General features: G+C 71.9%; 15 protein-coding genes. 8 read left to right on the top strand and 7 right to left on the bottom strand.

Annotated features, from left to right (window positions below):
- Positions 1-22 precede the first annotated feature (22 nt).
- Complete coding sequence (locus tag ABZ565_RS22035; RefSeq protein ID WP_361029358.1) at positions 23-388, bottom strand: nuclear transport factor 2 family protein; 366 nt, start codon at positions 386-388, stop codon at positions 23-25.
- An 84-nt stretch (positions 389-472) separates the two neighbouring features.
- Between ABZ565_RS22035 and ABZ565_RS22030 the strand changes: the two genes are divergently transcribed.
- On the top strand, positions 473-1117 hold the full coding sequence (locus ABZ565_RS22030; RefSeq protein WP_361029355.1) for a uridine kinase: 645 nt from the start codon (positions 473-475) through the stop codon (positions 1115-1117).
- Between the two features lie 15 nt (positions 1118-1132).
- Here ABZ565_RS22030 and ABZ565_RS22025 read toward each other — a convergent pair whose 3' ends face one another.
- Complete coding sequence (locus ABZ565_RS22025) at positions 1133-2035, bottom strand: PfkB family carbohydrate kinase (protein WP_361029352.1); 903 nt, start codon at positions 2033-2035, stop codon at positions 1133-1135.
- Positions 2032-2973 carry a pseudouridine-5'-phosphate glycosidase gene (locus ABZ565_RS22020; RefSeq protein ID WP_361029349.1) on the bottom strand — a complete coding sequence of 314 codons (942 nt, stop codon included), beginning with the start codon at positions 2971-2973 and terminating at the stop codon, positions 2032-2034. The genes ABZ565_RS22025 and ABZ565_RS22020 overlap by 4 nt, the downstream gene beginning before the upstream one ends.
- 116 nt (positions 2974-3089) lie before the next feature.
- On the opposite strand from ABZ565_RS22020, the gene ABZ565_RS22015 reads away from it, so the two are divergent.
- Positions 3090-3914 (top strand): class I SAM-dependent methyltransferase, encoded by an 825-nt coding sequence (locus ABZ565_RS22015; RefSeq protein ID WP_361029346.1) that lies wholly within the window; start codon positions 3090-3092, stop codon positions 3912-3914.
- 9 nt (positions 3915-3923) lie between these two features.
- Here the strand turns inward: ABZ565_RS22015 and ABZ565_RS22010 are convergent, their stop codons facing one another.
- Positions 3924-4466, bottom strand: a complete 543-nt coding sequence (locus tag ABZ565_RS22010) for a methylated-DNA--[protein]-cysteine S-methyltransferase (protein WP_361029343.1) — start codon at positions 4464-4466, stop codon at positions 3924-3926.
- A 44-nt stretch (positions 4467-4510) separates the two neighbouring features.
- Positions 4511-5449: a glycerophosphodiester phosphodiesterase family protein gene (locus ABZ565_RS22005; RefSeq protein ID WP_361029340.1), complete on the bottom strand. Its 939-nt coding sequence runs from the start codon at positions 5447-5449 to the stop codon at positions 4511-4513.
- 230 nt (positions 5450-5679) lie between these two features.
- Here ABZ565_RS22005 and ABZ565_RS22000 point away from each other — a divergent pair, with 230 nt between their 5' ends.
- The 5 genes from ABZ565_RS22000 to ABZ565_RS21980 all read left to right on the top strand — a co-directional run bounded on the left by ABZ565_RS22000 (position 5680) and on the right by ABZ565_RS21980 (position 12834).
- The gene (locus ABZ565_RS22000; RefSeq protein ID WP_361029337.1) at positions 5680-6558 is read left to right on the top strand and encodes an MHYT domain-containing protein; all 879 of its coding nucleotides are present in this window, start codon (positions 5680-5682) and stop codon (positions 6556-6558) included.
- A gap of 39 nt (positions 6559-6597) precedes the next feature.
- A complete protein-coding gene (gene uvrB, locus ABZ565_RS21995) occupies positions 6598-8757 on the top strand; it encodes an excinuclease ABC subunit UvrB (RefSeq protein WP_361029334.1) in 2160 nt (719 codons plus the stop codon).
- A 135-nt stretch (positions 8758-8892) separates the two neighbouring features.
- A complete protein-coding gene (locus ABZ565_RS21990) occupies positions 8893-9471 on the top strand; it encodes a TerD family protein (RefSeq protein ID WP_361029331.1) in 579 nt (192 codons plus the stop codon).
- Positions 9472-9620: 149 nt separating this feature from the next.
- Positions 9621-11561: a TerD family protein gene (locus ABZ565_RS21985; protein WP_361029329.1), complete on the top strand. Its 1941-nt coding sequence runs from the start codon at positions 9621-9623 to the stop codon at positions 11559-11561.
- Between the two features lie 289 nt (positions 11562-11850).
- Complete coding sequence (locus ABZ565_RS21980; protein WP_361029326.1) at positions 11851-12834, top strand: TerC family protein; 984 nt, start codon at positions 11851-11853, stop codon at positions 12832-12834.
- A gap of 31 nt (positions 12835-12865) precedes the next feature.
- Here the strand turns inward: ABZ565_RS21980 and ABZ565_RS21975 are convergent, their stop codons facing one another.
- Both ABZ565_RS21975 and ABZ565_RS21970 read right to left on the bottom strand, forming a co-directional pair.
- A complete protein-coding gene (locus ABZ565_RS21975; protein ID WP_361029323.1) occupies positions 12866-13522 on the bottom strand; it encodes an MBL fold metallo-hydrolase in 657 nt (218 codons plus the stop codon).
- Between the two features lie 10 nt (positions 13523-13532).
- On the bottom strand, positions 13533-14222 hold the full coding sequence (locus tag ABZ565_RS21970) for a maleylpyruvate isomerase family mycothiol-dependent enzyme (protein WP_361029320.1): 690 nt from the start codon (positions 14220-14222) through the stop codon (positions 13533-13535).
- Between the two features lie 176 nt (positions 14223-14398).
- Here ABZ565_RS21970 and uvrA point away from each other — a divergent pair, with 176 nt between their 5' ends.
- Positions 14399-17395: an excinuclease ABC subunit UvrA gene (gene uvrA / locus ABZ565_RS21965; RefSeq protein WP_361029317.1), complete on the top strand. Its 2997-nt coding sequence runs from the start codon at positions 14399-14401 to the stop codon at positions 17393-17395.
- Positions 17396-17443 lie beyond the last annotated feature (48 nt).

The raw sequence follows: 17443 nt of genomic DNA, 5'->3' as shown, positions 1-17443 counted from the left end.
CTCGCCCGCCGGCCCGCCGCCGTCAGCGGGCGAGCGTCTCCCCGTACGCGCCGAGACCGGTGATCACCAGCCCGTCGCGGAGGGTCAGCACCTCGTACACCCGGCCGCCGATCTGGTTGCGGTAGTCGATCACCAGCGTGTCGACGCTCGCCCGGACGTCCATCACCTCGAACTCCAGGTCCGGGATGAGTTCGAGCCCCCTTGCCCAGTACGCCCGCAGGGCGTCCTTGCCGCGCACGGTCCCGGAGGGATCACCGGTGAACCGCGCGATCATCGGGGAGCTGAAGGTCACGTCCTCGTGGTAGTGCGTCAGGATGCGTTCCAGGTCGCGGGAGTTCCAGTCGTCCTGCCAGCGCGCCGCGAACTCACGGGCGAATTCAAGATCCATGGCCATGACCGTAACCGGCCCGGCGGTTTCCGGTGGCGGGATTCCGGCATCCGGCCGCCGGGCGGGACGCGCGATGATGGACGGGTGCGATTCGAAGCGATCACCTGGGAACGGCTGACGGACGCGCTCGCCGCGCACGCCGACGCGCTGGAACCGGCCGACGGCGGACCCTGGGTGAAGATCGCCGTCGACGGCGCCCCGGCCGCCCGCCCCGGCGACCTGGCCGAATCCGTCGCCGAGGCGCTGCGGCTCCGGGGCCGCGCGGTGCTCCCCGTGTCCACCGCCGGATTCCTGCGGCCGGCGAGTCTGCGGTACGAGTACGGGAGACGGGACCCGGACTCGTACTTCGGCAGCTGGTTCGACACCGGCGCCCTGTGGCGCGAGGTGTTCGGCCCCCTGGAACCGGGCGGCAGCGGGCGGGTGCTGCCCGACCTGTGGGACCCGGCGACGGACCGGGCCACCCGCAGCCCGTACCAGCGGCTGCCGGAAGGCGGGGTGCTGGTCCTGCACGGGCCGCTGCTGCTCGGGCACTGGTTCCCGTTCGACCTCGCCGTCCACCTGCGGCTGTCGGCGGGTGCGCTGCGGAGGCGCACGGCGGAGGACGAGCTGTGGACCCTCCCCGCCTTCGAGCGGTACGAGGACGAGGTGGCGCCCGCCGACGGCGCGGACGCGGTGGTGCGCGCGGACGACCCGGGGCACCCGGCGTGGACGGGGCTGCCGGGCGAGTAGCGGGTTCGAGTCCGGCTACTCGCCCGGCAACGGCGGCCGCCCGCCCACCGTCGTGACGGCCTCCGCCCCCGCCCTGCATCCCGCCGCCGCGGCCTCCGCGTCGTCCGCGCCCGCCAGCCGGGCAGCGAGGAAGCCGCCGGTGAACGCGTCGCCCGCCCCGGTCGAGTCCACCGCCCGCCCGACCGGCTCCGCCGGGACCCGGCCGGTCACCGCGCCCCCGGTGGCGAGCAGCGCCCCGCCCTCGCCGAGCGTCACGACCACCCGGCGGGCGGGCATGCTCAACTTGGCGGCCGCGTCCGCGGGGTCCGGCAGGCCGGTGAGCAGCCGGGCCTCGTCCGCGTTGGGCAGCAGCAGGTCCGCCCGCTCGGTCAGGGCGAGGAACCGGTCGACGCCGAGCCCGGCCAGGAAACCCGCCGACGCGGGGTCCACGCTCACCGGAACGTTCCGCCGTACGGCCTCCCGCAGGGCGAGCAGGGCCGTCGCCCGGCTGGTGTCGGCGAACAGCAGATAGCCCGACAGGTGCAGATGGGCGACCCCGTCGAGCAGCGCGGGCGACCAGTCCTCGGGGGAGAGCCGCAGCACCGCGCCGCTGTCGGTGAGGAAGGTGCGCTCGGCGGCGGCGTCCACCAGGGCGACGACGGTCGCGGTCGGCGCCTCCTCGTCCACCGCGAGCAGCCCGCGCACCCCCGCCCGCCGCAGCAGACCGCGGTGCCAGTCCGCCGAGTCGGCGCCCACCCGGGCCAGCAGCCGCACGTCCCGGCAGCCCGAGCGCGCCGCCCAGCAGGCCGCGTTGGCCCCCGCGCCGCCCGGCCGCGTCCGGATCACGGCCGCCGTGTCCGTGCCGTGGGCCAGCGCCGATCCGTGCCGGGCCACCACGTCGGTGACCACGTCCCCGACGACGAGGAGGCCGCCGCTCACCGCGCCGTCCAGGCGGTGGCGATGCGGGCGGCGAGCGCCACATTGCCCCGCACCGCGGCGAGGTTCGCCTCCAGCGAGGCACCCCCGGTGTGCCGCACCAGCTGGTCCAGCAGGAACGGCGTGACCGCCTGCCCCGTGATCCCCCGCTCCCGGCACGCCTCCAGCGCCTCGGCCAGCACCCGGTCGTGCAGACCGGGGTCCAACTGCTCCTCCTCCGGTACGGGACGGGCCACGATCAGCGCGGCCTCGGGGCCGCCCAGCGCGTCCTGGGCCCGCATCACCTCGGCGACCTCCCCGGGCGAGGTCACCGTCCAGTCGACCGGCTCGCCGGAACTGCTCAGGTAGAACCCGGGGAACGTATCCGTGCCGTAGCCGAGCACCCCGACACCCAGCGTCTCCAGCCGTTGCAGCGTGGCCGGGACGTCCAGGATCGACTTCACGCCCGCGCAGACCACGGTGATCCCCGTCCGCGCCAGCAGCCGCAGGTCCGCGGACTCGTCCTGCGTCTCGGTCCAGCCCCGGTGCACCCCGCCGAGTCCACCGGTCGCGAAGACCCGCAGTCCGGCCCGGGCAGCCAGGAAGGCGGTCGCCGACACGGTCGTCGCCCCGCTCGCCCCGGCCGCCAGCGCCGGGGCGAGGTCGCGGTGCCCCAGCTTGCGCATCCCCGGGTCCTCGGCCACCCGTTCCAGCTCCGCCTTGTCGAGACCGACCCTGGCCCGCCCGTCCAGCACCGCCACGGTCGCGGGTACGGCCCCCGCGGACCGTACGAGCCCTTCCAGCTCCCCGGCGACCCGCAGGTTGCGGGGGCGGGGCAGGCCGTGGGCGATGATCGTCGACTCCAGGGCGACGACCGGCCGGTGCGCGGCGAGGGCGGCCCGCACCTCGGCGGAGAGGACCGGCGCGTAGGGGGTGGCGGCGAGGGGCGCGTTGAGTGACATGTCCACATCCCTGTCGCGGGTGGGCGGGACTCAAACGTACGAGGGCCGGGCCGGCCCGGCGGGTGGCGCGAAACCTTCCGTCGGCAGCCGCGCCGATCAGGCCATAGGGTCGGCCCATGCCTTCCACAACCGGTCAACACGCCTTCTCCGTACGTGACTTCTACGATGGCCTCGCCGCCGACTACGACCTCATGTACGCCGACTGGCAGGCCGGCATCGAGCGCCAGGCCGCCGCGCTGTCGGGCCTGATCGGCACGGCACTCGGCGAGGGCGCCGCGTACGACGTGCTGGACTGCGCCTGCGGCATCGGCACCCAGGCGCTCGGCCTCGCCGCGCTCGGGCACCGGGTCACCGGAAGCGACCTGAGCCCCGCCGCGGCGGCCCGCGCCGCGAAGGAGGCGGCCGCGCGCGGCCTTGAGCTGCGCACGACGGCCGCCGACATGACCCGGCTGCCGTTCGGCGACCGCTCCTTCGACGTCGTCGTGTGCGCCGACAACTCGCTGCCGCACCTGCTCACCCCGGAAGCGGTGCAGGCGGCGCTCGGCGAGATGCGCAGGGTGCTGCGCCCCGGCGGCGTACTGCTGGTCACCACCCGGCCGTACGACCGCTTGCGCAGCGAGCGGCCCGCGTCCACATCACCGCAGGTCAGGGAGGAGCCCGGCGGCCGGGTCATCACCTTCCAGCTGTGGCACTGGCGCCCGGACGGCGAGCGCTACGACCTGGAGCACTTCCAGCTGCACCCCACGGCGGAGGGCGACGAGGGCTGGGACGTGCGCACGCGCCGCACCTCGTACTGGGCGCTCGGGCAGGACCAGCTCACCGGATTCGCCCGGCGGGCCGGCCTGACGGAGCCAGCCTGGCAAGAGCCGGAGGCGACGGGCTTCTTCCAGCCGGTGATGGTGGCGCACCGGCCGGACGATGCGGACCCGGGCGCCGCCTGACGGCTCCGCTCAGAACAGCGGCTCCGGCAGCACCCCCTCCAGGGCCAGCAGCCGCCGCTTGGTCTCCGGACCGCCGCCGAAGCCGCCTATCCCTCCGTCGCTCTCCACCACCCGGTGGCACGGCACCACCACGGGAAGAGGGTTGGACCCCATCGCCGCGCCGACCGCCTGGGCCGCGCCCGGCCGGCCGACCCGCTCGGCCAGATCCCCGTAACCGGCTACTGCCCCGTACGGCACACCCCGCGCCAGCTCCCGCAGCACCTGGCGGTTGAAGCCGGCGGTCAGCGACCAGTCCAGGTCGAGCGAGAACTCCCGCAGCGTCCCCGCGAAGTACGCCGCGAGCTGGCGTATCGGTTCGGCCAGCCGGGCGGAGCCGGGGGCCTCCACCGGCTCCGCGCCGAGCCGGCCGCGCAGCCGGTCGAGCGCCCCGTCCCGTATCTCCGGGCGGGCGTGGAAGACCACGCAGACCAGTCCGGTCTCCGTCGCGGCCAGCATCAACGGACCGATGTCGCTCTCGACGACGGCCCACTCGACGACCCCGTTGCTGTCCATGCCACCACCGTACGGCCGCCCACTGACAACGGGCCCCGGCGGCCTCAGCCCCGGGTGGCCGCGCGCACGACGTCGGGGGTGTTCGTGATGATGCCGTCCACCCCCATGGACCGGACCCGGCGCGCGGCCGCCGCGTCGTTCACCGTCCAGGGGTTCACCCGGAGCGCCTTGCCGTGCGGGCCCTTCAAGGCGTGCGCCGCCGTCACGTAACCGCCCGACAGACCGGCGTACGGGGGGTTGATCTGGTCGGCGAACGCGGCGTACGCGGGCAGTTGGGAGACGGCCGGGGCACCGAGGAAGCCGGTGACCACGTCCGGGCGCAGGGAGTGCACCGTGCGCACGCTGCCGGCACCGAAGCTCTGGATCACCAGGCGGTCCCGGACGTGGCTCCGGTCCAGCCAGCCCTCCTCGTCCAGCACCCGGAGGGTCGCCCGCTCGATCCCCGGGTAGCTCTCCGGGCTCTTGATCTCCAGCAGGAGGTTCTGTCCGTTGTGGCCGAGCCGCTTGAGATACTGGCGCAGGGTCGGCACCCGGCTCCCGGCGTACGCCGGCCCGAACCAGCCGCCCGCGTCCAGCCGGGAGATCTCGGCGGCCGTGAAGTCCTTGACCGCCCAGGGCGCGCGGTCCGGGAAGACCTCCTCGGCGTTCGTCGTCCGCCCGAGGCCGGTGTCGTGGATGACGACCACCACCCCGTCCCTGGTGAGCTGGACGTCGTTCTCGACCCAGTCGAAGCCCAGCGCGTCGGCCTTGTCCACGGACGCGAGCGTGTTCTCGGGGGCGTACGCGGAGGCGCCCCGGTGGGCGTAGACGCGCGGGTGGTCCGCCGCGGCGTCGCCGGCCCGGCGGACCGGGGCGACCTGCTGGACCGGGTGCCGGATCAGCGGGGTGTCCGCGACCGGGGCGCCCGGATTCGACATCAGCAACGTGCCGGCGCCCATGACGGCAGCGGCGGCGACGGAGGCGGTGGCGGTGCCTGCGTACACGTGGACTCCTTGCGTCGGGGTTGCGGACGGGCCGAGCGTCCCAGCCGCCCCCGAACGGGGGACAGGCGAAGGGTGGCCACCGTGTGAACGCATCTCGGGGACCACGTCACCTGCCGTCGGCCCGGTCGATAAGATGCGGCACTTCTGTTGTGTCTGCCGGGCCTTGTGCCGGGACGACAGGCCCTGGGATCGTCCTGACCCGGGCTTGCTGCTGCGAAGGGCGTACGAGGATGCAGGGCACAATCGACGGCTTCAGCTACGGGGCGGTGACCCCTGCGGCGGCGTTCCTCATGGCCTGCCTCGGCGCGGCGCTCGGCCTGCGCTGCACCACCCGGTCACTGCGTACCGAGCGTTCCTTCAGGGCCGGCTGGCTGGCTCTCGGGGCGACCTCCATAGGTTCGGGCATCTGGACCATGCACTTCATCGCGATGGTGGGCTTCTCCGTCGAGGAGGTGCCGATCGGCTACGACAAACCGATCACCTTCGCCAGCCTCGCCGTCGCGATCGTCATGGTCGGCATCGGGATCTTCCTGGTCGGGTACCGGGGCGCCACCCGCATGGCCCTGGTGACGGGAGGCACGATCACCGGGCTCGGTGTGGCCTCCATGCATTACCTCGGCATGGCCGGGATGAGGCTTGATGGGCAGTTCGAGTACGACACGATCACCGTGGCCCTCTCCGTGGTCATCGCCGTCGTCGCCTCGACCGCCGCGCTGTGGGCCGCCGTGTCCATCCACGGCTTCCTGCCCAGCCTCGGCGCGAGCGTCGTGATGGGCGTCGCCGTGAGCGGCATGCACTACACCGGCATGGCCGCGCTCCGGGTCCACCTGCACCCGTCCGCCACGACCGCCGCCCACGTTCCGGGCGACAGCGCCGGCTCGCTGCTGGTGCCCATGCTGCTCGGCCCCGGCTGCTTCCTGGTGCTGGCCGCCGTCGTCGTCATGTTCGATCCGCTGGTGGTCATGGGCACGCCCGACTGGGACGACCCGCGCGCCGCGCGGATCCCCGGCGTCCCGGCCCGGGGCCAGGTCCCCCGCTTCGGCACGTACGCCGACCCGGCCTCCTTCCACTCCCGCCCGCGCGACGCCGTGGAGTCCGCGGACTGGTGAACCGGCCCCGTTGTCAGTGGCGGGTCGTACGGTGGTTGCATGCGGCCAGTCTCGAAGATCGAACGTACGGTGGCGCCTTTCGAGGTCGTCAGCCCCTACCAGCCCAGCGGCGACCAGCCCGCGGCCATCGCCGAGCTGGAGAAGCGCGTCCGCGCGGGTGAGAAGGACGTCGTGCTCCTCGGCGCGACCGGCACCGGTAAATCCGCGACCACCGCGTGGATGATCGAGAAGCTCCAGCGCCCCACGCTGGTCATGGCGCCGAACAAGACGCTCGCCGCCCAGCTGGCCAACGAGTTCCGCGAGCTCCTGCCCAACAACGCCGTCGAGTACTTCGTCTCGTACTACGACTACTACCAGCCCGAGGCGTACGTCCCGCAGTCGGACACCTACATCGAGAAGGACTCCTCGATCAACGAGGAGGTCGAGCGGCTGCGCCACTCCGCGACCAACTCGCTGCTCACCCGGCGGGACGTCGTCGTGGTCGCCTCCGTCTCCTGCATCTACGGCCTCGGTACGCCGCAGGAGTACGTGGACCGCATGGTCCAGCTCAAGGTGGGCGAGGAGATCGACCGCGACCAGCTGCTGCGCCGCTTCGTGGAGATCCAGTACACGCGCAACGACCTGGCCTTCACCCGGGGCACCTTCCGGGTGCGCGGCGACACCATCGAGATCTTCCCGGTCTACGAGGAGCTCGCCGTCCGCATCGAGATGTTCGGCGACGAGATCGAGGCCCTGTCCACGCTGCACCCGCTGACCGGCGAGGTCATCAGCGAGGACCGGTCCCTCCACGTCTTCCCCGCCAGCCACTACGTGGCGGGACCCGAGCGCATGGAGAAGGCCGTCAGCGGCATCGAGCGGGAGCTGGAGGAGCGCCTGGCCGAGCTGGAGAAGCAGGGCAAGATGCTGGAGGCCCAGCGGCTCCGCATGCGTACGACGTACGACATCGAGATGCTCCGCCAGATCGGCACCTGCTCCGGCGTCGAGAACTACTCGATGCACTTCGACGGCCGCGCCCCCGGCACCGCCCCCAACACCCTCCTCGACTACTTCCCGGAGGACTTCCTCCTGGTGCTGGACGAGTCGCACGTCACGGTCCCGCAGATCGGCGCCATGTACGAGGGCGACGCCTCCCGCAAGCGGACCCTGGTCGACCACGGCTTCCGGCTGCCGTCCGCCCTGGACAACCGCCCGCTGAAGTGGGAGGAGTTCCTCCAGCGGATCAACCAGACGGTCTACCTGTCCGCCACCCCGGGCACCTACGAGCTGTCCCGCGGCGACGGTTTCGTGGAGCAGATCATCCGCCCGACCGGCCTGGTCGACCCCGAGGTCGTCGTCAAGCCCACCGAGGGCCAGATCGACGACCTGGTGCACGAGATCCGGGTGCGCGCCGAGCGCGACGAACGGGTCCTGGTCACCACGCTCACCAAGAAGATGGCGGAGGACCTGACCGACTACTTCCTGGAGCTCGGCATCCAGGTCCGCTACCTCCACAGCGACGTCGACACGCTGCGCCGCATCGAGCTGCTGCGCGAGCTGCGCTCCGGCGAGTACGACGTCCTGGTCGGGATCAACCTCCTGCGCGAGGGCCTCGACCTGCCCGAGGTGTCGCTCGTGGCCATCCTCGACGCCGACAAGCAGGGCTTCCTGCGCTCGGGCACCTCGCTCATCCAGACCATCGGACGCGCGGCGCGCAACGTCTCCGGCCAGGTCCACATGTACGCGGACAAGGTCACCCCGGCCATGGCGCAGGCCATCGACGAGACCAACCGCCGCCGCGAGAAGCAGGTCGCGTACAACACCGAGCGCGGCATCGACCCGCAGCCACTGCGCAAGAAGATCAACGACATCGTCGCCACCATCGCGCGCGAGGAGGTCGACACCGAGCAACTGCTCGGCACCGGCTACCGCCAGGGGAAGGAGGGCAAGGCACCCGTGCCCGCCCTCGGCAAGCACGCCGTCCCGGGCGACGGCAAGGCGGCGACGGCAGGGAAGTCCGCGAAGGCCGGCAAGGCGCGCCGGGACGCGGCGGTGGTCACGGACCGCCCGGCGACCGAACTGGCCGGGATCATCGAGGAGATGACGGACCGGATGCGCGCCGCCGCGGCCGATCTCCAGTTCGAGGTCGCCGCCCGGCTGCGCGACGAGGTGGGGGAGCTGAAGAAGGAGTTGCGCCAGATGCGCGAGGCCGGTCTGGCCTGACCGGCCGGGGCCCGGGCCGCATGTTGCAGGACCGACACAAAACGGCCCAGGCCCTCCGCGCGAGTGGCGCCACTGCGTAGGGTGCTGGAAAACCGCACAAGGACGGTTGCGGGGAATGCGGAGAGGGGACAGCGCGTGACGGTCAATATGACCAAGGGTCAGGCCATCAGCCTGCAGAAGAGCGACGGGGGGACCCTGACCGCGGTACGGATGGGGCTCGGCTGGCAGGCGGCACCGCGCCGCGGTCTGTTCGGCTCGCGCACCCGGGAGATCGACCTGGACGCCTCGGCCGTCCTGTTCGCCGACAAGCAGCCGGTCGACGTCGTGTTCTTCCGGCACCTCACCAGCGACGACGGCTCGGTGCGGCACACCGGGGACAACCTCGTGGGCGGCGCCGGTTCCGGCGGCGACGACGAGGCGATCCTGGTGGACCTCCAGCGGGTGCCGGTCCACATCGACCAGATCGTCTTCACGGTGAACTCCTTCACCGGCCAGACGTTCCAGGAGGTGCAGAACGCCTTCTGCCGCATCGTGGACGAGACCAACGGCCAGGAGCTCGCCCGCTACACGCTGGACGGCGGCGGGCAGTACACCGCGCAGATCATGGCGAAGGTGCACCGCGCGGGCAACGGCTGGAAGATGACCGCCATCGGCACCCCGGCCAACGGCCGCACCTTCCAGGACCTCATGCCGGCGATCCTGCCGCACCTGTAGGACGGCACACCGGACCGCGAGGTCCGCATCGCGTCACGCGCAGCTCCCGGCGGCATCGGCCGCCGGGAGCTGCCCGCATCGCGGCACGGTCCGAAACAGCACACACACTTTCGTCAACACCAGCGGTAACACGTCGAGGGGACAGGGCAATGACGGCCGAGCTGGTCCGGGGGCAGAACCACACCTTGCCCCAGACCCGTCTGGAGATCCGGATATCGGCCGGGGCGCCCGTCGTGGCCGGTGCCACGCTCGGCGACGAGCACGGCAGAGTGGCCGGTGCCGAGTGGATCGCCCACCCCGGATCGCCGCAGCTGCACGGCCTCGAAGTCTCCCGGCAGGCCGCCGCCGACCACCGCCTCGCCGTCGACCTCGACGCCCTGCCCGACGGGGTCCACCGGGTCACGGTGCTGCTGGCCCTCCCGCTCGGCGCGGGCGGCCCGACCCGCTTCGGTGCCGTCGCCTCACCCTTCGTCGCGGTCACCGCCCTCGACGGCGCCGAGATCGCCACGTTCACGCTGACCGGCCTCGACAGCGAGTCCGCGGTCGCCGCCCTGGAGCTGTACCGCCGCCAGGGCGCCTGGAAGGTCCGCGCGGTCGGCCAGGGGTACGCCGGCGGCCTCGCGGCCATGCTCGCCGACCAGGGCGTGGACCGGGCCGCCGAGCTGGCCGGGACGATCCAGGAGGCGGTCGCCCGGGGCCTGGCCCGCTCGGTGGCCCCGCCGCCGCCCCGCACCCCGGAGGGCGACCGGGTCAGGCACGCGCCCGCCCCGGCCCCCGCCCCGGGCAACGGGCAGCCGCCCGTCCCGCCGCCCGCGCCGGCCACACCCCCGCAGCCCGAGCCGCTGGCGGAGCCGGCCGCCCCCGGCGGCCCGGTCGACTACGCGCACCCGCGCCGCCAGTCCACCGCACCCCCGCCGCCGCCCCCGGCCGCGCCGCCCGCCCGGCCGGGGCAGCCCGCGCAGCCCGTCGCCGGGGACGCGACCGGCTGGTCCATGGACGAGCGCCTGTACAACCAGGTGTGGGGCATGTTCGAGGACCTGGCCCGGGCCGTCGCCGCCTACCGCAGCGCCGCCGACTTCGCCGAGTCCCGGATGGACCAGGAGCTGGAGCGCACCCTGTCCGACCCGCGCAGCCGCATCGGGGGCGGGGGCGACCGGGCCCGCGAGGAGGCCCGCGCCAGGCGGGACGAGCTGACCGACCGGGCCCGCGCGTCGCTGGACCGCGACCTCGCCCAGCTCGCCGCCGAGTCCGCCGTCGTGGAGCCCGCGCTCCCGGCCCCCTACGCGGGCTGGGACAACCCCGTCTGGCACGGCTACCGGGTGCCGATGGAGATCCCCATGGCGCTGCGCATCGGCGACCTCCACCTCCCGGAGCGCGCCGACCTGCGCATCCCGCTCCTCGTCCGGCTGCCGCTGGAGCGTGGCATGTGGATCGACAGCGGACGCACGGCCTCCGAGGCCGCCGCGCTGACCGGCACGGACCAGCTGCGCAGGCTGGCGATGGAGACCGCCGTGCTGCACGCGTCCCGGCTGCTGGCGGTCTACCCGCCGAACGAGTTCGCGGTCCACGTCATCGACCCGGCCGGTTCGGCCGCCGGAGCGCTCGCCCCGCTGGTCCGCTCCGGGGTGCTGCCCTCGCCGCCCGCCGCCGGGGCCCAGGGCGTGTCCTCGGTCCTCGCCCACCTCACCCGGCGGGTCGACCTGGTGCAGATGGCGATCCGGGCCGGTGCCGCCGACTCGCTGCCGCCGGACCTGGATCCGGCCGAGCAGCTGCTGATCGTCAACGACTTCCCGCACGGCTTCGACGACCGGGCGGTGACCCAGCTGCGCTACCTCGCCGACGAGGGGCCGTCCGTGGGCGTCCACCTGATGATGGTCGCGGACCGGGAGGAGGCGTCCGAGTACGGCCCGGTCCTGGACCCGCTGTGGCGCTCGCTGCTGCGGGTCACCCCGGTCGCCGACGACCATCTGGCCGACCCCTGGGTCGGTCACGCGTGGACGTACGAGCCGCCCAGGACGCCGCCGGGGAGCGCGGTCCTTGACCAGGTGCTGGAGCGGGTGGCCCACGCCCGTCGCACCGGGCACCGCTGAGCCGCCGCCTGCCCCCGTAAAGCCGGACCAGTCCTCGTAAAGCGCGTGGTAAACCGGCTTTGACCTGCTGTTTTGGAGATTCTTTAGGCTTCCCTTTACCTTTCCTTGGTCTTTCCTGTACCGTTCATGGAGCGGAGGGGAGTACTCCCATACGCGGCGTTCCCGTCAATACGGACTGTGACCGGTCCCGGGGCGCCGGCCCAGGTGCGCGGCCCGCGCGCCCGGGTGGAAGAGACCTCCGGCAGCGACGACGCTGATCAGTAGCCCGTAGCGAACTGCCGGAGGCGCAGTGGACGTTTCATGGACCCTCTGGGCGCTGACCATCTTTGGTCTGTGCGCCCTCATCGCCGTCGACTTCTTCATCGGGCGCAAGCCCCATGACGTGTCGACCAAGGAAGCCGGGATCTGGACGATCGTCTGGATCGCGCTGGCCGCCCTCTTCGGCCTCGGGCTGCTCGTCTTCGGCGAGAGCCAGGCATCGGGCGAGTTCTTCGCCGGCTACATCACCGAGAAGTCGCTCAGCGTCGACAACCTCTTCGTCTTCGTGCTGATCATGGCGAAGTTCTCGGTGCCCTCCCACCTCCAGCAGCGGGTGCTGCTGATCGGCGTGCTGATCGCGCTGGTGCTGCGGGCGGTCTTCATCGCCGCGGGCGCCGCCGTCATCGCCAACTTCTCGTGGGTCTTCTACATCTTCGGCGCGTTCCTGATCTACACCGCCTGGAAGCTCATCCAGGAGGCCCGGGCCGATGACGAGGACGAGGAGTTCGAGGAGAACCGCCTCCTGAAGAACATCGAGCGCCGCTTCGGCGTCGCCGACCGGTACCACGGCACCAAGCTCTTCATCCGCAACAACGGCAAGCGCGTCCTGACCCCGCTGATGGTCGTCATGCTGGCCATCGGCACCACCGACGTGCTGTTCGCGCTGGACTCCATCCCCGCGATCTTCGGCCTGACCCAGGACCCGTACATCGTCTTCACCGCCAACGCCTTCGCCCTGATGGGCCTGCGCCAGCTGTACTTCCTGATCGGCGGTCTGCTGGAGAAGCTGGTCCACCTCAGCTACGGGCTGTCGGTGATCCTCGGCTTCATCGGCGTCAAGCTGGTGCTGCACGCGCTGCACGAGTCCGGGGTGCACGTCCCCGAGATCTCCATCCCGGTCTCGCTCGGCGTCATCTGCGGGGTGCTGATCATCACCACGATCACCAGCCTCATGGCCAACAAGAAGAAGGCCGAGGCCGAGGCCCGCGAGGCGAAGACCGGCGACCGCGTCTAGCCGCGCAGGTACGGGGACGGACGGCCCCGCCTCACCAGCCCCGGGCGCGCCACTCGGGCAGGTGGGGCCGTTCGTCCCCCAGGGTGGTGTCGCGCCCATGGCCCGGGTAGACCCAGGTCTCGTCCGGCAGCGGCGCGAAGAGCTTGGTCTCCACATCGTGCAGCAGGTTCGCGAACGCCTCGGGGTCCTTGTGCGTGTTGCCGACTCCGCCGGGGAAGAGACAGTCCCCGGTGAATAGATGCGGCGCCCCGTGCGGGTCGTCGTACAGGAGCGTGATCGAGCCCGGGGTGTGACCGGTCAGATGGCGGGCGGTGAGCGCCACCTCGCCGACCCGGACGGTGTCGCCGTCCTCGACCAGGACCTCCGTCGGCACCTCGATGCCCTCGGCGTCGAACCGCCCCGCGTAGGTGCGGGCCCCGGTCGCCGCGACCACCTCACCCAGCGCCCGCCAGTGGTCGCGGTGACGGTGGGTGGTGACGACGGAGAGGATCGAGTCGTCACCGATCAGCCGCAGCAGCGTCCCGGCCTCGTCGGCCGCGTCGATCAGCAGCTGCTCACCGGTGGCCCGGCAGCGCAGCAGATAGGCGTTGTTGTCCATCGGGCCGACGGCGACCTTCGAGATCATCAGATCCGTCAGTTCGTGCACATCGGCGGGCCCGCCGACCCTGACCGCTCCGCTGTACGTCATGTTCCTCAGCCTATAGCGGGGGCAGCGCCGGAAGCGTTCCGCCGTCGGCCGTCAGCGCCGAGCCGTCGCGCCGGCCGCTGAGCCAGCCCAGCAGCTCGGGCGCCGTGCCCCGGACCCCGACCGGGCCGCCCTCCGCGCCGCCGCCGGTCGTCCACACCCGCCCGGTGTCGTCGGCGAGCGTCGTCGGCACGACCTCCGGGTGCCCGGTGAACCGCTCGGCCAGAAAGTCGATCTCCCGCGCGGTGAACTCGTCCGGAAGATCCTCCAGCTCGTAGCCGACGCCCAGGTCGACGTGGTGCAGCTCCACCTCGCCGCGCCGCCGGAACGGCACGCGGGAGGCGGCGTCCGTCACACCGTTGCGCAGGGTCACCGTGCGCGACCAGTCCCCTGGCTCGGCCGCCGCCGCGACGAACCGGGCCGCGCTCGCCGTCAGGTCGGCCAGCTGCTGCGCGGCGGACCGGGGGGCGTCCCGCTCGATGTCGCGGTCGCGGGTTTCGCTGTCTGCGTACATAGGCAGGCCGCGGAGAACATTTATGAGCGCGTCGGCGTTACGGGAGAGATGCGCGATGACATGACCGCGGCTCCAGCCCGGCAGCCGTGACGGCTCGGACAGCGCCGCGTCGTCCAGTTTCCCGGTGGCGCCGAGCAGTCGATCCGTCGCTTCACGGAGTGCTGCCAGGTCGTGCGCATGATCAGTCATGAGGCCGAGCCTAGACCCGGCCACTCGTTCGAGTGAAGGAGTTCTCAGCCGTCCGCAATTCGAATGTGCGTGCTATACGCTCGGAGTCGAAAGCTCCGTACACCGCTGTGGCACCCCCCATACCCTGGGCGAGGGGCTCAGTTCCCCCGCTTCTCTCTAGAAAGGTGCGGACCGGCGTGGCCGACCGTCTCATCGTCCGTGGTGCTCGCGAGCACAACCTCAAGAACGTCTCGCTCGACCTCCCCCGCGACTCCCTGATCGTCTTCACCGGGCTCTCCGGGTCGGGCAAGTCGTCGCTCGCGTTCGACACGATCTTCGCCGAGGGCCAGCGGCGCTACGTGGAGTCGCTCTCCTCGTACGCCCGGCAGTTCCTGGGCCAGATGGACAAGCCGGACGTCGACTTCATCGAGGGACTGTCGCCCGCCGTCTCCATCGACCAGAAGTCGACCTCGCGCAACCCGCGCTCGACGGTCGGCACCATCACCGAGGTCTACGACTACCTCCGGCTGCTTTTCGCCCGGATCGGCAAGCCGCACTGCCCCGAGTGCCACCGCCCCATCTCGCGCCAGTCGCCGCAGGCCATCGTGGACAAGGTCCTCGGCCTGCCGGAGGGCAGCCGCTTCCAGGTGCTCTCGCCGCTGGTGCGCGAGCGCAAGGGCGAGTTCGTGGACCTGTTCTCCGATCTCCAGACCAAGGGCTACAGCCGCGCCCGGGTGGACGGCACCACGATCCAGCTCTCCGAGCCGCCCACGCTCAAGAAGCAGGAGAAGCACACGATCGAGGTCGTCATCGACCGCCTCACCGTGAAGGACAGCGCCAAGCGCCGGCTGACGGACTCCGTCGAGACCGCGCTCGGCCTCTCCGGCGGCATGGTCGTGCTCGACTTCGTGGACCTCCCCGAGGACGACCCCGAGCGCGAGCGGATGTACTCGGAGCACCTCTACTGCCCGTACGACGACCTCTCCTTCGAGGAGCTGGAGCCGCGCTCCTTCTCCTTCAACTCCCCGTTCGGCGCCTGCCCCGACTGCACCGGCATCGGTACGCGCATGGAGGTCGACCCGGAGCTGATCGTTCCGGACGAGGAGAAGTCCCTGGACGAGGGCGCCATCCACCCCTGGTCCCACGGCCACACCAAGGAGTACTTCGGCCGCCAGATCAACGCCCTGGCCGAAGCCCTCGGCTTCCGTACGGACATCCCCTGGGCCGGGCTGCCGCAGCGCGCCAAGAAGGCCCTGCTGCACGGCCACAAGATCCAGACCGAGGTCCGCTACCGCAACCGGTACGGGCGCGAGCGTGCCTACACCACCCCGTCCTTCGAGGGCGCCGTCCAGTTCGTCAAGCGGCGGCACTCCGAGGCCGAGAGCGACTCCAGCCGGGAGCGCTTCGAGGGGTACATGCGCGAGGTCCCCTGTCCGACCTGTGAGGGCACCCGGCTCAAGCCGATCGTCCTCGCGGTCACGGTGATGGAGAAGTCCATCGCCGAGGTCTCCGCGATGTCCATCAGCGAGTGCGCCGAATTCCTCGGCCGCCTCAAGCTGAACGCCCGCGACAAGAAGATCGCCGAGCGGGTCCTCAAGGAGGTCAACGAGCGGCTGAAGTTCCTGGTCGACGTGGGCCTGGACTACCTCTCGCTGAACCGCGCCGCGGGCACCCTGTCCGGTGGCGAGGCCCAGCGCATCCGGCTCGCCACACAGATCGGCTCCGGCCTCGTCGGCGTGCTCTACGTGCTGGACGAGCCCTCCATCGGACTGCACCAGCGCGACAACCACCGGCTGATCGAGACCCTGGTCCGCCTCCGCGACATGGGCAACACGCTCATCGTCGTGGAGCACGACGAGGACACCATCAAGGTCGCCGACTGGGTGGTCGACATCGGCCCCGGCGCCGGTGAGCACGGCGGCAAGGTCGTCCACTCCGGCTCGCTCAAGGAGCTGCTGGCCAACGACAAGTCGGTCACCGGGCAGTACCTGACCGGCAAGAAGTCGATCCCCGTGCCCGAGGTGCGGCGGCCCGTGGACCCCTCGCGGCTGCTCACGGTGCACGGCGCCCGGGAGAACAACCTCCGGGACATCGACGTCTCCTTCCCGCTCGGCGTGCTGACCGCCGTCACCGGCGTCTCGGGCTCCGGCAAGTCGACGCTGGTCAACGACATCCTCTACACCCACCTGGCCCGCGAGCTGAACGGCGCCAAGTCGGTGCCCGGCCGGCACACCCGGGTCGACGGCGACGACCTGGTCGACAAGGTGGTGCACGTCGACCAGTCGCCCATCGGCCGTACCCCCCGGTCCAACCCGGCCACGTACACCGGCGTCTTCGACCACGTCCGCAAGCTGTTCGCGGAGACGATGGAGGCCAAGGTCCGCGGCTATCTGCCGGGCCGGTTCTCCTTCAACGTCAAGGGCGGCCGCTGCGAGAACTGCTCCGGCGACGGCACCATCAAGATCGAGATGAACTTCCTGCCCGACGTGTACGTCCCGTGCGAGGTCTGCCACGGTGCGCGCTACAACCGGGAGACCCTGGAGGTCCACTACAAGGGCAAGTCCATCGCCGAGGTGCTGGACATGCCGATCGAGGAGGGCCTGGAGTTCTTCGAGGCCGTTCCCACCATCGCCCGCCATCTGCGCACGCTCAACGAGGTCGGCCTCGGATACGTGCGGCTCGGCCAGTCCGCGCCGACGCTCTCCGGTGGCGAGGCCCAGCGGGTCAAGCTCGCCAGCGAGCTCCAGAAGCGCTCCACCGGCCGCACGGTCTACGTCCTGGACGAGCCGACCACCGGTCTGCACTTCGAGGACATCTCCAAGCTGATCAAGGTGCTCTCCGGCCTGGTCGACAAGGGGAACTCCGTGATCGTCATCGAACACAACCTCGACGTGGTCAAGACCGCCGACTGGGTGGTCGACATGGGCCCCGAGGGCGGCAGCGGCGGCGGCCTGGTCATCGCCGAGGGCACCCCGGAGTACGTGGCGGGCGTCCCCGCCAGCCACACCGGGAAGTTCCTCCAGGACATCCTGGACGCCGACCGGGTCAGCGAGGCCGCGGTGCCGGCCGCCCGCAAGCCCGCCGGGAAGAAGGCCGCCAAGTCCGCCCCGGCTGCCAGGAAGACGGCGACGGCCAAGACGGCGACGGCGAAGAAGCCCGCCGCCAAGAAGACGGCCCGCGCCCGCAAGGGCTGACACCGGGACACGCGGTGCGAGGCGGCGGCCCCCGACTCGGGGACCTCG

The sequence above is a fragment of the Streptomyces sp. NPDC016469 genome (assembly GCF_040632905.1).
In the GTDB taxonomy this organism is placed as follows: Bacteria; Actinomycetota; Actinomycetes; order Streptomycetales; family Streptomycetaceae; genus Streptomyces.
This window is presented reverse-complemented; position numbering and strand designations above follow the sequence as displayed.

What these genes read in the sequence shown, in the direction of transcription:
- ABZ565_RS22035 (WP_361029358.1), bottom strand. Translation starts at nt 388, where the DNA reads ATGGATCTTGAATTCGCCCGTGAGTTCGCGGCGCGCTGGCAGGACGAC.
- ABZ565_RS22020 (WP_361029349.1), bottom strand. Translation starts at nt 2,973, where the DNA reads ATGTCACTCAACGCGCCCCTCGCCGCCACCCCCTACGCGCCGGTCCTC.
- ABZ565_RS22015 (WP_361029346.1), top strand. Translation starts at nt 3,090, where the DNA reads ATGCCTTCCACAACCGGTCAACACGCCTTCTCCGTACGTGACTTCTAC.
- ABZ565_RS22010 (WP_361029343.1), bottom strand. Translation starts at nt 4,466, where the DNA reads ATGGACAGCAACGGGGTCGTCGAGTGGGCCGTCGTCGAGAGCGACATC.
- ABZ565_RS22000 (WP_361029337.1), top strand. Translation starts at nt 5,680, where the DNA reads ATGCAGGGCACAATCGACGGCTTCAGCTACGGGGCGGTGACCCCTGCG.
- uvrB (WP_361029334.1), top strand. Translation starts at nt 6,598, where the DNA reads ATGCGGCCAGTCTCGAAGATCGAACGTACGGTGGCGCCTTTCGAGGTC.
- ABZ565_RS21985 (WP_361029329.1), top strand. Translation starts at nt 9,621, where the DNA reads ATGACGGCCGAGCTGGTCCGGGGGCAGAACCACACCTTGCCCCAGACC.
- ABZ565_RS21975 (WP_361029323.1), bottom strand. Translation starts at nt 13,522, where the DNA reads ATGACGTACAGCGGAGCGGTCAGGGTCGGCGGGCCCGCCGATGTGCAC.
- ABZ565_RS21970 (WP_361029320.1), bottom strand. Translation starts at nt 14,222, where the DNA reads ATGACTGATCATGCGCACGACCTGGCAGCACTCCGTGAAGCGACGGAT.